At 70.9% G+C, this 14,294-nt stretch carries 11 protein-coding genes; 8 read left to right on the forward strand and 3 right to left on the reverse strand.

Translation table 11 applies throughout. From position 1 onward, the window contains the following. The first annotated feature begins 146 nt into the window (after positions 1-146). The 7 genes from ACQPY4_RS00095 (at position 147) to ACQPY4_RS00125 (ending at position 8,544) form a co-directional block, all read left to right on the forward strand. Positions 147-1,070, forward strand: coding sequence for a polyprenyl synthetase family protein (locus ACQPY4_RS00095; protein WP_433339236.1), 924 nt, complete (start codon positions 147-149; stop codon positions 1,068-1,070). Further along, on the forward strand, positions 1,067-2,044 hold the full coding sequence (locus ACQPY4_RS00100) for a UbiA family prenyltransferase (RefSeq protein WP_433331021.1): 978 nt from the start codon (positions 1,067-1,069) through the stop codon (positions 2,042-2,044). Before ACQPY4_RS00095 ends, ACQPY4_RS00100 begins: the two co-directional genes overlap by 4 nt. After that, positions 2,028-3,659: a prenyltransferase/squalene oxidase repeat-containing protein gene (locus ACQPY4_RS00105; RefSeq protein ID WP_433331023.1), complete on the forward strand. Its 1,632-nt coding sequence runs from the start codon at positions 2,028-2,030 to the stop codon at positions 3,657-3,659. The genes ACQPY4_RS00100 and ACQPY4_RS00105 overlap by 17 nt, the downstream gene beginning before the upstream one ends. Further along, entirely contained in the window at positions 3,656-4,900 is a 1,245-nt protein-coding gene (locus ACQPY4_RS00110) for an FAD-dependent oxidoreductase (RefSeq protein WP_433331025.1), read from the forward strand. Before ACQPY4_RS00105 ends, ACQPY4_RS00110 begins: the two co-directional genes overlap by 4 nt. A 772-nt stretch (positions 4,901-5,672) precedes the next feature. Continuing rightward, positions 5,673-6,644 carry a methyltransferase gene (locus ACQPY4_RS00115; RefSeq protein ID WP_433331027.1) on the forward strand — a complete coding sequence of 324 codons (972 nt, stop codon included), beginning with the start codon at positions 5,673-5,675 and terminating at the stop codon, positions 6,642-6,644. Positions 6,645-6,646: 2 nt separating this feature from the next. Continuing rightward, complete coding sequence (locus tag ACQPY4_RS00120) at positions 6,647-7,513, forward strand: TauD/TfdA dioxygenase family protein (protein ID WP_433331029.1); 867 nt, start codon at positions 6,647-6,649, stop codon at positions 7,511-7,513. Continuing rightward, on the forward strand, positions 7,510-8,544 hold the full coding sequence (locus ACQPY4_RS00125) for a sulfotransferase (protein WP_433331031.1): 1,035 nt from the start codon (positions 7,510-7,512) through the stop codon (positions 8,542-8,544). The genes ACQPY4_RS00120 and ACQPY4_RS00125 overlap by 4 nt, the downstream gene beginning before the upstream one ends. Positions 8,545-10,261: 1,717 nt before the next feature. On the opposite strand, the gene ACQPY4_RS00130 is transcribed toward ACQPY4_RS00125, so the two are convergent. Beyond that, the gene (locus ACQPY4_RS00130; RefSeq protein WP_433331033.1) at positions 10,262-11,041 is read right to left on the reverse strand and encodes an aminotransferase class IV; all 780 of its coding nucleotides are present in this window, start codon (positions 11,039-11,041) and stop codon (positions 10,262-10,264) included. 5 nt (positions 11,042-11,046) lie between these two features. Further along, complete coding sequence (locus ACQPY4_RS00135; protein ID WP_433331035.1) at positions 11,047-12,030, reverse strand: nitrilase family protein; 984 nt, start codon at positions 12,028-12,030, stop codon at positions 11,047-11,049. Positions 12,031-12,100: 70 nt separating this feature from the next. Here ACQPY4_RS00135 and ACQPY4_RS00140 point away from each other — a divergent pair, with 70 nt between their 5' ends. Continuing rightward, complete coding sequence (locus tag ACQPY4_RS00140) at positions 12,101-12,934, forward strand: LysR substrate-binding domain-containing protein (RefSeq protein WP_433331037.1); 834 nt, start codon at positions 12,101-12,103, stop codon at positions 12,932-12,934. Here ACQPY4_RS00140 and ACQPY4_RS00145 read toward each other — a convergent pair. Then, positions 12,931-13,896 carry a quinone oxidoreductase family protein gene (locus tag ACQPY4_RS00145; RefSeq protein WP_433331039.1) on the reverse strand — a complete coding sequence of 322 codons (966 nt, stop codon included), beginning with the start codon at positions 13,894-13,896 and terminating at the stop codon, positions 12,931-12,933. The genes ACQPY4_RS00140 and ACQPY4_RS00145 overlap by 4 nt on opposite strands. Positions 13,897-14,294: the final 398 nt, after the last annotated feature.

A 14,294-nucleotide genomic window follows, 5' to 3' on the forward strand; every position in this document is an offset into this window, starting at 1 on the left:
GCAACGACGGAGCCGTCTTCTCACCCGACAGCCGAGCCACCTTGGGGGCCCGGACGGGGTGCGGGCTTTCACTGGGGTGTCTCGTGACTGCCACGGCGGAGCGGGGAAGTGTCGACGTCCTGCGGGACGAGTTGGTGGCTCGTTGGGTGCCCGGGAGTGAGCGCGTCCATGAGATCTCGCGGTATGCGCTGTTGCCAGCGGGGAAGTTGCTCCGGCCCGTGTTGCTGCTCGAGTCGGCCGTGGCAGTCGGGGGCGACGGGCAGGTGGTGGTTCCCGCCGCGGTCGGGGTGGAGTACCTGCATGTCGCGTCGTTGATCCACGACGACATCATCGACGGGGACGATCTGCGCCGGGGCCGGCCCTCGGTGCCGGCCCGGTATGGGACGGCGGACGCGATCGTCACGGGTGACTCGCTGATCCTTCGCATGTTCGGGGCGGTCACCGAGTGCGCCGAGCTGGGTGTTCCCGCCGCACGGGTGGTCGAGGCGATCAAGGCGCTCGCTGAGGCCGGGATCGATCTGTGCCGGGGGCAGGCGCTGGAGGCCGAGCTGCTCGGTGACGTCCGGTGCGGGCGGAGCCGGTACCTGACGGTCATGGCGTTGAAGACGGGCGCGCTGTTCCGGGGAGCGTGCCGGAGCGGCGCGGTGCTCGCGGGCGGGACGCCGGAGCGCACGCGGGCGGTGGTCCGGTTCGCGGAGCATCTGGGGCTGGCGTTCCAGATGCACGACGACATGCTCGCGTACGTCGGGGACGGGCGGGTCACGGGCAAGCCCGGGACGAGCGACGTGGCCAACAGGCGTCCCACGTTCCCGGTGCTGGTCGCGTATGAGGCGGGCGGGGCGCGGGATCGGGAGCGCATCGAGAAGGCGCTCGCGGGCGATATGGCGGACGAGGCGGCCTACGGGCTGATGCGGGAGGTGTTCGAGGCGACCGGGGCGGTCGCGATGGCGCGGCGCGAGGCGGAGCGGCAGGTCGCGCTGGCAAAGGAGGCACTTGGGGATCTCCCCGAAAGCACAAGCTCGGTCCTGATGGCCCGGATCGCCGATCTCGCGATCACCCGAGACCGATGACCTGGATCATGCACGAGGTGCTTCGGGCGCACGTGGAGACGTGCCGGCCCTACACGCTCTGGTATCCGGGGCTGGTGGGCCTGGCCGGGGGCGCATACGGGACGCACACCGCCTGGCGCCTGTTGCTGGCGTGGGCGGTGCCCACTCTCGGGTGGGTGGCCGGTCACTACCTGGGCGACTACTACGACCGGCGGCTGGACGCGATCAGCAAGCCGCACCGGCCGATCCCGTCCGGACGGTTAAGGGCGGGGACGGCCGCCAAGGTCGGGGCCGGGCTCGGCGCGCTGGCGGTAGCGCTCGCCATACCGGCGAACTGGCGGGCCGTGTTGCTGGTCGCCGCCGCCTTGGCGGGGATCGTCGTCTATAGCCGCGTCCTTAAGGGGCGTGGGTTGTCGGGCAACGTGATCCGGGGGGTGCTCACCGCACTGGCCCTGGTGGTGGGGGCGATGATGACGGCGCCCCAGCCGTCGTGGCGTTTGCTCCCGTTCGCCTTGGTCTTCCTTGTGCATGACACGGCGTCCAACCTGGTCGGGACTCTGCGGGACGTGGACGGCGATCGGGACGGCGGCTACCGGACGTCAGCCGTCCGGCATGGGGTCCGCGCGGCGGCGCGGTTGGCGGTCGCGCTGTATGCGGGCGCTGTGGTGGTTGCCGTGCTTTCCGCGCGGGCGCTCTCCGCGTATACGGGCGCGTACCTCGCGCTCTTGGCCGTGGCCGTGGTTCTTGGGACGGCGGCATGTGTCCTGTTGCTGCGACGTACGCCGTCCCCCGAGGTGGCATTGCGGGCGCATGAGGTGTTGGTGGCCGAGCGGCTGGTCCTAGCGGCCGCGGTACTGGCCGGTGGGGCCGGGCTATGGCCCGCGGTAGCGGTGCTTGTCCTGGCTTTGGCGTTGAGCGTTCCGATGCAGATGGCGATGCGTGCCCGGTACGAGTTCTCTCTGGAAGGCGGTAATCCCTATGGACGACGTCGCTGAGGCTGTGGCGGCCGGTGCCGAGGCACTGTTCGTCACGCAGCGGCCGGACGGCGTGTTCGACCATGGCACGTCCGGGTGGACCTCGACCCTGGCCACCGTGGGCGCGATCACCGCGCTGCACTACGCCGACAGGGACGGCTCCGCGGACGTCATCGCGGCGGGCGTGGACTGGCTGTGCCGGGTGCAGGACGCGGAAGGCGGGTGGAGCACCGTCCCCGGGTGGCCGTCCGAGCCGGGTCCCACCGCGATCACCGCGGCGTCCCTGCAACTGCTGGCTCCCGAACGAGGGCAGGTGATCGACGCTGGGCTGAAATGGGTCGAAGGCGCGGGCGGCATCGAGGCGCTGCCCCACGAGCAGCTCATCGGACTGTGCCGCCAGTTCTACGCGCTCGCGGGCTGGCTCGACGAGCGTGACCTGCGCAGACTTCCACTGGAGCTCACGCTGTTCCCGCGCCTCTTCCTGCGGATGCTCGATTTCCGGGCGCCCCTCCTGGCGGCCTTCGGACTGGCCCAGCAGCGCGGACGGCTGCTGGGTGGGCCCGCGCGCCGGGCGGCGCTGGCCCATCTGCGGCAGATCTTCGAACACGAGGGGCGGACGGGCGAGTTCGGCAACGACCCCTGGCCCGCCGGCATGATCTGCGGCGCCCTCGCACGGGCGGACGTGGCCCCCGAGATCGTCGGTACCTCAGCCGCGTGGCTGCGCTCGCGGGCCAATCCGGACGGTTCGTGGCCGATGATGGCGCTCGATCTGACCTGGTCGACGAACGCGGCCGCGGGGCTGATCGAGGCGGGGCACGGCGACGATCCGCGGCTGGCCACGACGGTGGAGATGTTCCGGCGGCGCCACCAGGACCGCCCGTTCAAGGCGTTCGACTGCCCACCCGGGTTCTGGGGCTGGTGCGGGTCACGCGGCTGGCCCGACGCGTGGGTGACGGCCGACGTGGTCTCGGCCCTGGCCGTCCTCGGGCCGGACGACGTCATGTGGCAGGGCGTCGACTGGCTGACGGCCCAGCAGGACGACCCCGGCTCGTGGGGATTCTGCGTCCGCAACAGCAAGGCCACCAACTCCGGCCCCTGCCCGGTGACGACGGCCGCCGCCGTCAACGCCCTGCTGGCGGCGGGCATCCCCGTAAGCGATCCGAGGATCCGCCGTGCGGTCTTCTGGCTCCTGGCCGAACAGCGCGAGGACGGCTCGTTCGACTCCCAGTGGTACCGGACGTATACGGCGGGCACCGCCATCGCCTTGGAGCTCCTGGCGCGGGTCATCTCGCGGCGAAGCAGGGCCGTCCGGCGGGCCCGCGCATGGTTGCTGCGTACCCAGCTGGGCGACGGTAGCTGGGCCACCGGACATCCCAACCCCGGCCACAAGCCCGAACCGGGGACCGTGGAAGAGACCGCCTGGGCCGTCCGCGCGCTGCTGGCGTCCGGCATGGGGAGCGGTGACGAACCCGTTAGCCGCGGCGCCGCCTGGCTTATGCGCGCGCAAAACCCCGATGGACAATGGCCCGCCGCGCCCGTCAACGATTACATCCGGCGTGGGGCACGTTTCCCCAACACGGCCTTGGCCGGGGGCCTGGCGATCGCTGCCCTCTCCCGATTCAAGGGGGCGGAGTGAACGCCGACGCCGTGGTCTGCGGGGCGGGCGCGGGTGGCCTGGCCGCCGCCTGTGCGCTGGGTGGACTCGGGCTCCAAGTGCTGCTCGTGGAGAAGCAGCTCAAGCCGCGTCCCATCGCGAAGGGGGAGGTGCTACAGCCGGGCGCCTTGCGCATACTGCGACAGTGGGGCGTAGCCCAACGGCTGGAGCGGCTGGACGCGGTGCGCCTCGCCCAGCTCGTGGCGCGCGACCCCTTTGGACAGTCGCTCATGGCGCTCGACTACCACCAGCTGAACACCGACGACCCCTGGCTGCTGGCGCACGACCACCCCACGATCCTCGCCGCCCTGGCCGACAGCCTCCCGGCGAACGTCGAGGTCAGGCGGGGCGTCCTCGTCGAGCGACCGCTCCGGGCGGACGACGGGCGCGTGCTGGGCGTCCGGCTGGCCGAGGACGGGCGCGGTTACGACGTCCACGCCGCGCTGGTCGTCGCCGCCGACGGCGTCTCGTCCCGGCTGCGCCGCGCCATCGGCATCGACCCGCGCCGCGCGGAGTACCCGCATCGGCTGGTGTCCTTCGACGTCTCGGACGCGCCCGAGACCCCCAACGCCTTCACCGCATACGTCGCGGAACGGGGACTGCGCCTGTGCTACCCCCTGCCCGGCGGACGGGTGCGGCTGTACGCGCAGGTCAAGCCGGACGAACTGCGCGGCGCCGACGCGGCCCGCCTCGCCCGATGGGCCCGGGGCCTGCTGGACGAGGTGCCCGCACTGAAGCCGCTGACCGACCCCCTGATGGCCAACCTGGACGCGCGCCAACTCTTCCCGGTCGGCCGGTTCCTCACCCCCCGCCTTGCCGCCCCAGGGCTGGCCCTGCTCGGGGAGAGCGCGCACGCCGTCCACCCGATGGCCGCGCAGGGAATGAACAGCTCGATCGCCGACGCCGAATGCCTGGCGCGCGCGGTCGCGTCCCACGGCACCACCGACGACGCCCTCCGCGCCTACCAGCGCGAACGCCTGCCCAACCTCGTCCACATCGGCCGCATGAGCCACAACGCGGCCGTCATGCTCACCGACACGTCCTGGCGCGGCCGCCTGCTCGGCCGCCGGGCAGCCCGCAACACCGGCGCCAACCCCCGCCTGCGACGCATCGTCACGTTCAACATGTCCGGCCTCGGCGTCCACACCCTGACCCCCCTCGACCGCCTCCACCAAATCGGCCTACTCCCCGACCCCCGCGCCCATGACGTCCCCACCAAGTGAGCCCGGCCATGCCCCCCACCACCAGACGACCGCCCCAACCCACGATCGCCCCACCCACGCTCCCCCACGAAGTACACCCCCCAAGGAGCCGCGCGCGCCGCGTCAACGAAGTCGCCGTCCCCGCCCGGCGGACCCAGTCCACTGAGCCCCCACACACAACGAACGCCATCGCCCATCGCGCGCCGTCCTCGCGGACCGCACGTCGGGCGTCGCCCTACGGAAGCAGCGCCGTGGACCATTCCGAGTTGGCTGGGCGGAGTAGGCGCCCGAGGTCGTCTCCGGGGACGAGGGCGGTCGCCTGTTGGGTGTTGGCCTCGCGGGGCGGGCGTCTCGGGTTGGCCCGGGAGACAAACACCGACGTCCGTCGCGCGTTGGCTGGGCGGGGCGGACGTCGGGTGTCGGGCTACGGGAGGAGCGCCATCGTCCATTCCGCGTTGGCCAGGCCGAGTGGGCGCCGGGGATTGTCTTCGGGGACGAGGGCGGTCGCCTGTTGGGTGTTGGCCTGCGGGGCAAGCACCGTCGACCAACCCGCGTGGGCCAGGCAGAGCGGGCGTTGGGAGTCGCTCTTGAGGACGAGGGTCGTCGTCCGTCGCGCGTTGGCCAGGTGGAGGGGGCTTCCGGGAGCGGGCTGCGAGATGTGTGTTCTTGGGTGTGTCGCTTGGTTGGCTTCGTTCAGTGGAGGGCACGCGGGCGCGGTTGCGCAGCGGGGGCGGCGGGTTTGTTTGGAGGGGTGGTGCGGGTGAGTGAGGATGCGCGGGCTGCGCTGGCTCGGATGATTGATCTGGGGACGCCGTTTGCGGTGCGGGCGGCGGTCACCTTGCGGCTGCCCGAATTGATCGGTGCGGGAGTTGTTCGGGTCGGGGAGTTGGTGGCTCGGACGGGTGCTGACCCGGACGCGCTTCGGCGGCTGTTGTCGCATCTGGTGCGGGTGGGGCTGTTCGACGAGGTTGAGCCGGGTGTCTACGGGCTCAACGCGGTCTCGGAGTTGCTGCCCGCGCATACCTTGCGGGACTGGCTCGACCTGGACGGGCCGGGCCTCAAGATCGATCTGACGTACTCCGGGATCATGCACTCGCTGCGGACGGGGGAGCCCGCATACGGGGAGGTGCATGGGCGGGCGTTCTGGGACGAGGTCGCCGTCGATCCCGCGTTCGGCTCCATGGTGAACGGGGTCATGGCCACGGCCACGGCGCGAGAGAACGCGCCCCAGCTGGCCACGGAATATGACTGGTCGGGGGTGCGGACGGTCGTCGATGTCGGGGGCGGGCTCGGCGTCCAGTTGGCGGAGGTGCTGCGGGCGCATCCGCATCTGCGCGGGATCTTGGTCGATCTGCCCCCGACAGCGTCGGCCGCTGAGCGCGTCCTGGCCGAGGCTGGGGTCGCCGAACGTGCGGAGGTCAGGCCCGGCAGCTTCTTCGACGAGCTCCCGGCCGGGGCGGACGTCTACCTCGTGTCCCGGGTGCTGACCGACTGGGACGACGAGAAGGCGGCAAAGATCCTCGAACGGTGCGCGCGAGCGGTCGCGCCGGGCGGCCAAGTGCTGATCCTCGAGGTGCTGCCCAGTCCCGAGCGTGATCGGCTGAGGTCCTCGTTCGACCTGCAGATGCTGCTTCTCATCGGTGGCCGCGAGCGGACGGTGGCCGACTTCGGCGAGCTCGCCGCGCGGGCGGGGCTCGCGCTGACCTCGTCCCGGATCTTCGACAACGGCCTCACCCTCATCGAATGCGACAGGAAGGACCGATGATCATGAGCGATCTCTTCGATGTGCGTCCGGTCTCCGGCGCTCTGGGCGCCGAGGTGCACGGTGTCGAGCTGGCTACGATCACCGACGAGCAGTTCGCACATGTCAAAGAGCTGCTGCTGAAGCATCTCGTGCTGTTCTTCCCCGACCAGACCGGGCTTGAGCCCGAGGCCCACATCGCGTTCGGCCGACGGTTCGGGGAGGCCGAGATCCATCCGTTCCTGCCCAAACTGGACGGCCATCCGGAGATCGTGATCATCGACTCGACCCGGGGTGGCAAGGCCGACAACTGGCACACGGATGTGACGTTCAGCCAGAACCCCCCGGTCGCGTCGATCCTGCACCTGGTGAAGTCGCCCTCCTCGGGAGGGGACACCATGTGGAGCAACCAGTACCTGGTGTACGAGAACCTGTCCGAGCCGATGAGGGAGATGCTCGACGGCCTGACGGCGATCCACTACATCAAGGGTCTGGCCCAAGGGTTCGCCAGCCAGGCCGAACACCCGGTCGTCCGCGTCCACCCGGAGACGGGGCGCCGCTCGCTGTACGTGAACCGCATGTTCACCTCGCACATCCCCCAGCTCAGCCGCCATGAGAGCGACGCCCTGTTGACGTTCCTGCTGGGGTTCGCGGAGCAGCCGCAGTTCACGTGCCGCTACCGCTGGTCCCCGGGGGGCGTCGCCGTATGGGACAACCGATGCACCCAACACCTCGCGGTCAACGACTACACCGAACCCCGGCGAGGCCAGCGAGTCACGATCCTGGGTGACAAGCCCGTGGGGGACGAGCCGCGCTGGGGCTACCACCGTCCCACCGTGGACGAGCGGTACTGGCCGCGGACCGTCAACGCCAAGCTCGGGTACGACGAATGAGGATCACGTTCATCGTCGGGACGGGGCGCTGCGGGTCCACGTTGCTGTCGCGGATATTGCACGCGCATCCCGAGGTGCTCAGCCTCAACGAGTTCTTCACGCCGCTTCGTCGCCGGGCCTACCTGCCCGAGGAGCCACTGGACGGCCGGGCGTTCTGGACGCTGTTGGCCGAGCCGAGTCCTGTGCTGGACGGATTCGTCCGAAACGGGGTGCGGTTGCCGGAGCAGCTCTACCCCTACGAGACCGGACGTTTCGGACGTGCGGGCGTCCCGGCGCTGTGCCACATGCTGCTCCCCCTTCTGACCGACGACCCGGACGGTCTGCACGACGCGTTGGAGGCCGACGTCCTGACATGGCCGTCGAGACCCGCTCCCGAGCAGTACTGCCGCCTGTTCGCGGTGCTGGCCGAGCGGCTGGGACGCCGCGTCGTCGTCGAGCGGTCGGGCATGTCGCTGCCCCTGGTCGAGCCGCTCGCCCGCGCGTTCCCCGAGGCGCGCTTCGTCCATCTCTACCGAAACGGCCCCGACTCGGCCGTCTCGATGAGCCACCATCCGGGCTTTCGCCTGGCCCTGCTGCTGAACCAGGCCGCACGCCATGTGGGGCTGACCTCGTTCGAGCAACTCACCGAGGCGGACGTCCGTCGGCTCCCGGCGCATCTGGCCCGCGTGGCGTCCAACCGCTACGACCCGGCGGCACTCCTGAACGCCGACCTCCCCTTGCCCGCCTTCGGCATGATGTGGTCGTCCCTGATCACCGTCGGCGTCGAGGCCCTGGCGAACCTCGCGCCGGACCGCCGAACCACGATCATGTACGACGCCCTGCTCAACGACCCCGAACCGGAGCTGGCCCGCCTCGCCGAGTTCATCGACGCGGACCCGACCCCCGAATGGCTGCGCGAGTCGTCCACCCGGATCGACCCGTCCCGAGCAGGCAGCGCCGCCCGCCTGGCCCCCGACGACCTCGCCGCCCTCCACGCCGCCTGCGCTCCCGGAACCCAGGCAATGCAACCCGACCTCATCCCAGGAGGCTGACTCACCGTCTCGAACCATCTGCCCTCGCCCAGCGCCGCCCGCCTGGCCCCCGCGCACCCGTCCCAGCCCAGCACCTACGCCGGGCCCGCCCAACAGCCCACGCTGACACTCTCGACCGCCCAGGCCGGGGACCCGGGCTGACGCGGGACTCCACGCTTTCGATCGACCCGCCGTCGCCATAAGTTGCCCAATTGCCGAGCGCCGCCTGGTCGCCGGGATCGGCCGGACGGCGAGCAGCCAATCGCCGTGCGCCCATCGTCCCAGCGCGTGGGCACGGGCATTCAGCGTCGTGTGCCGTGCGTCGTGCGCCTCAGCGCCGAGGGGCCCACCGTTCCGGCGTGGCCGTCGTGGGTGAGGCCTCTTCGATGCTGCGGCCGATCTCGGCGGCGACCGCCACGGCACGGCCTGGTCGACGAAGGGCAGGCTGAGACGTTCGGCGACGGCGGCCCCGATGGTGCTGCCCCCTGCGCCGGGCCGCGCCCCACAGCCCACTCTGACACCCGCGCCGACACCCGCGCCGACACCCGCGCCGACACCCTCGACGCACCCGCGCCGACACCCGCGCCGACACCCTCGACGCACCCGCGCCGACACCCGCGCCGACACCCGCGCCGACACCCGCGCCGACACCCGCGCCGACACCCGCGCCGACACCCGCGCCGACACCCGCGCCGACACCCGCGCCGACACCCGCGCCGACACCCGCGCCGACACCCGCGCCGACGCGGGACTTCACACCCTTGATCGACCCGCCGTCGCCACGAGCTGCTTAGTTGCCGAGAGCCGCCTAGCCGCCGGGGCTGGCCGGACGGCGAGTAGCCAATCGTCGTGCGCCCACCGTCCCGGTGCCGTGGGCCCGGGGTTCCAGCGTCGTGTGCCGCGTCCGGACCAGCGTCATGCGCTCGCCTTCCTGGGCTACGTGCCCGCTGTCCCGTGCGGTGCGTTCCCGTGTCGTGCGTTCCCGCGCCGTGCGTTCCCGTGTCGTGCGTCGGGGTTCCAGGGCCCTGCGTCGTGCGCCTCAGCGTCGTGCGTCCCGGCGCAGGGGGCGCGCTGCTCCAGCGTGGTGTGCCGCGTCCGGGCCAGCGTCGTGCGCTCGCTTCCTGGGCTCTACCGGCGCCTGTCTCCGCGTCGTGCGTCCCCATGTCGTGCGTCGTGCGTTCCAGGGCCGTGCGTCGTGCGTTCCGGCGTCGTGCGCCCCAGCGTCGTGCGTCAGGCGCCGGGGCGCGGTGCCCAGCGTGGGTTGCCGTGGCGTGCGAGCGTCGTGCGCCCGCCGTCCGAGCATCGTGTGCCGCGTCTTCGTGTGCCATCGTCCCGGGCTGTGGACCCGTCGCTTGGGGGCGGCTCACCGGCCGTGCGATCCGTCGTCCCAGCGGCCTGGCGGCTTGTGGCTGGGGCATGCTTCGCTCGGCTTCGGGCGTTCGTGGGCCCAGTGCTGCGGGGTCGGCGAGCTTGCGTTGGAAATTCGCGCGGCGGTTGCCGCGTGGCGCGGGGGCGAGGCGAGGGCGCGGTGGGTGTTGTGAGCCGAGCGGGTGGGGCGAGGGGAGGTGGGGTGCGTGTTGTTGAGGCGGGTGCGAGGCCGGGGCAGGGGTGCTCATCGCCACGGTGGTTGGGAAGTGGTGGGGGCGAGGCCCCGGGCGAATTTGGGGGGCTTGGGGTGGCGGGTGACGGGGTGGGTGTGGGGTGTTTGGGTTGGCGGGTGACGGGTGGGTGGGGGTGGTCAGATTTTGGTCCAGGGGGTGGATTCGTAGAGGGCGGTCACCTTGGTGATCAGGGTTGGGTCTAGGGGGCAGGGGTGGGTGTTCAGTTGGGCCACTGGGGAGATTCCTTGGGAGTTGGTGAGGAAGACGGTGTCGAAGGTGGGGACGTCGTCCAGGTGGACGGTGCGGCGTTCGGACGTGAGGCCCTGGGCGGCTAGGGCCTGGTTGATGGCGAGCAGGGTGATGCCGGGTAGGGCGGGGGCGTCGGGCCAGACGAGGGTGGGGCCGTCGAAGAAGCCGATGTTGGTGATCGACCCCTCGGAGACGTTGCCGGACTCGGTGGTGAAGAGGGCTTCGTCGAAGCCGGCGCGTTGGGCCTGGCGGCGGTAGTGGATCTGGGCGAAGGCGCCCAGGTGTTTGATGTGCGCCATCCCGCGCTGGTGCTGGACGGACATCAGGCGTTGGGGTGTGCGGGGCGCGTCGGCGGGTGGGGAGACCGCTACGAGGATGGACGGGTCGGAATCGTCGTCCGGGCGGAAGACGACGGTCCGGACGCTGGCGTCCTGGACGTCGGCCAGGGCGTGGCGGATGTGGTCGCGCACGCGCTCGCGGTCCAGGTCGGTGTCGAACAGTTCTCGGGTGGACGTGTCCAACCTGGTCAGGTGGAGGTCGAGGCCGCGGACGGCGCCGTTCCTGATCTGCATCGTGGTGAAGTGGCCGTAGTTGAGCAGGGCGGGGAAGGGGAGATCGTCCACTCGGGGGGTCTGGCCATTGACCTCTATGCGCTGGACCGAATTCATGATCATCAGCCTAGTCGGCGGGTGGGGACGGGGTTCGGGGAGAAGCGGGCGGTGATCGGGTCGCGCTCGTCGCCGAAGCGGTGAGTGAGGATCTCGTAGAGCTCGGGGCGCCGTCCCTGCATCCAGCGCCGTCCGCTGGACAGGGGGATCAGGTCGAGGTCGAGGTCGGCGATGACCAGGGCGTCCGCGGCGGCGCTGGTTTCGGACACGATGCGGCCGTACGGGTCGAGGATCATCGCGTTGCCCGTCCGGATCTCGTCGTCGTCCCGGCCGATGCCGTTGCTGAACAGGATGAACAGGCCATTGTCGTGGGCGCGCGCGGGAAGCCAGCGCATCAGCCAGCCGCGGCCGTTTGGGCCGCGCAGGGCTTCTTCTATGGCGGACGGGTTCTGGTGCCGTTCCTCCCATAGCGCGGTGGGGACGGGGCGCATCCCGTGGGGGCTGGACGAGTTCGTGCCGCCCGTCTGGTGCGGGGCGAGGAGTACCTCGGCGCCCATCAGCGCCACGGCCCGGACGTTCTCGACCAGGTTGTTGTCCCAGCAGATGAGGATGGCTAGGCGCACTCCCCAGGGGGTGTCGAAGACCGTGTAGTGGTCGCCGCTGCTGATCGCTTCGTGCTCGAAGGCGTGCAGCTTGCGGTGGACGTGGACCGTCCCGTCGGGAAGGCAGAGGGCGTAGGCGTTGAAGAGTTGGTCGTCGGCCGATTCGAGGAAGCCGATGCCTATGGCCATGTTGTGTTTGGCGGCGAGTGCGCGGGTGGTGGTGATGGACGGCCCCGTCGCTGGTTCGGCGAGGGCTTTGAGGTGTTCGGGGCGCTGGCGACGCAAGTGCCAGTAGCCGAGGAGGCACATCTCCGGGAAGGTGATGACCTGCACGTTCTCCGTGGCCGCGCGGTGGACGAAGTGCTCCATGCGGGCGAGGTTGTGGGCCTTGTCGTCGGGGCGCGGCTCGAACTGGACCGTCGCGCATCGGAGAGTCGTCGCTTCCATGGGGACAGGACATCTCGTGGTGTGGCTATTCGTCCAATGAATCTTTTTGGGGCTTTGATAGAGTCTGAGAATGGAAGTGGCTTCGCTTCGGGCGTTTCTGGCTGTTGCGGATCGTCGGAATTACGGGCGGGCCGCGCTGGATCTTTCGGTGACGCAGCCGACCTTGACCAAGCAGATCCAGGCGCTGGAGGCGCGGGTCGGGGGCCGGTTGTTCTCGCGCGGACGGCATGGGGCCACGCTGACCGAGCTTGGCGCGATCCTGCTGCCGGAGGCCCGTGACCTGGTGTGTCGGGCGGACGCGCTTGAGCTGCGCATGGCCAGGGCGGCCCGAGGTGAGGTCGGGCGGTTGTCGGTCGGGTTCGGCCTTTCCAGCATCGAGACCGCGCCCCGTGCTGTGGCCGCGTTTCGTCGCCGCTACCCGGGGGTGACGGTGACGCTGGACGACATGTCCTCACACAGCCAACTCGAACGGCTGGCGACGGGGGAACTAAACGTCGGCTTCGTTCGCCTTCCAGTCGGGGACGCCGGGGGACAGGTGTTGCTGGGCACCGATCGGCTGGCGATGGCGACGTCCGGCGAGGGGGCGGCTGACGTCCAGGAGTTCGTGCAGCTCAGGCGGGAGCGGGGGCCCGGGTTGGTCGGTCAGATCGATCGCTATCGCGCGGCCGCGGGGATCACGGCACCGATCGTCCAGGAGGCGGACGACCTGCAGACCGTCCTGGCCCTGGTCGCGGCCGGGGTCGGAGCCGCCCTGGTTCCGTCCGGGGCGACGAGGATCGCCCCGTCCTCCGTCACGCTCACGCCCGTGCGCCATCCGGACGCGGAATGGCGCATCGGCGCCGTTTGGAACGCCGCCCGCCCCAATCCTCTGACCAGCAATTTCATTGAGGTCGCCACGGCCTAGGGGATGATCAGGAGCTTGCCGGTGGAGCGGCGGGCTTCCAGGTCCTCGTGGGCGGTGGGGACCTCGTCGAGGGGGTAGCGGTTGCCGATGTGGAGGCGGAGGTCGCCGGAGGCCACCCAGCCGTAGATGTCGCCCGCGCGGGTGGTCAGTTCCTCGCGGGTGGCGAGGTGGTGGGCCAAGCTCGGGCGGGTGAGGAAGAGGGACCCGGCGCGGTTGAGGGCCTGGGGGTCGAAGGGCGGGACGGGGCCACCCGCCGCACCATAGAGGGCCAGGGTGCCCCGCTGGCGGAGGCTGGCCAGGCTGCCTTCGAAGGTGGGGGCTCCGATGCCGTCGTAGACGGCCGCGACGCCCTTGCCGGAGGTCAGGGCGCGGACCTTGTCGGAGAAGCCGTCGTAACCGACCAGCACCTCGTCGGCTCCGGCGTCCTGGGCGAGCTTGCCCTTCTCGGACGTGGAGACGGTCGCGATGACGCGGGCTCCGAGGTGCTTGGAGAGCTGGGTGAGGAGCAGCCCCACGCCGCCCGCGGCCGCGTGCACCAGGACGGTGTCTCCCGGCTGGATCGCGTAGGTGGAATGCGTCAGGTAGTGGGCCGTCATGCCCTGGAGTAGGGCGGCGGCGCCGTCCTCGAAGCTCACCCCGTCTTGAAGGGGGATGATCTGGTCCGCGGGGACGACGGCGCGCTCGGCGTAGGAGCCTTGGACCTGGGCCCAGGCGACACGGTCCCCGGGGGCGAGGCCGGTCACGCCTTCGCCGACGGACGCTACGGTCCCGGCGCCCTCGACACCCGGGACGTATGGGCGCTCCACCGGGTACAGGCCGGTGCGGAAGTACACGTCGATGAAGTTGACCCCGCTCGCCGCCACGTCGATGAGCACCTCGCCGGGTCCGGGCGCCGGGTCGGGACGCTTGGTGACCTCGAGAACCTCGGGCCCGCCCTTACGCGTGACGACGATCGCGCGCATTCACCACTCCTCACATCAGGTCCGTATGGAATGCCGCAACCCGGGGGCGGCCGTCGGTATTCCTTCTCGCGGAGCGAAACGTTCGTCTACGTCTGGCTTCTTGGCTTCCTGTGACATGGGCCGGTGGCGGACGCGTTGAGCAGCCCCCCGTACGGGGTGTGTCGTCGATCGTGGCCATAGGCGCCTTTGCGCGTGTCGCACAACTGGCCTTCTCGGTGCGGATCGTCCCGGCTTTGCGGGCGTGGACGAAGCCGAGCGCGACCGCGTTCATGCGTTCGCGGCGAGGGCGAACTCGGCCGGTTACCGGGCGCCGGTCGCCATTGCGCGCGAGCCGCCGCGGACGGTTCCTTTCCGCTGCGGGGCCACGACGTGTAGGAGCCTGGGGTTGGCGAGATTCC

Source organism: Spirillospora sp. CA-294931, assembly GCF_050946795.1.
Classification (GTDB): domain Bacteria; phylum Actinomycetota; class Actinomycetes; order Streptosporangiales; family Streptosporangiaceae; genus Spirillospora.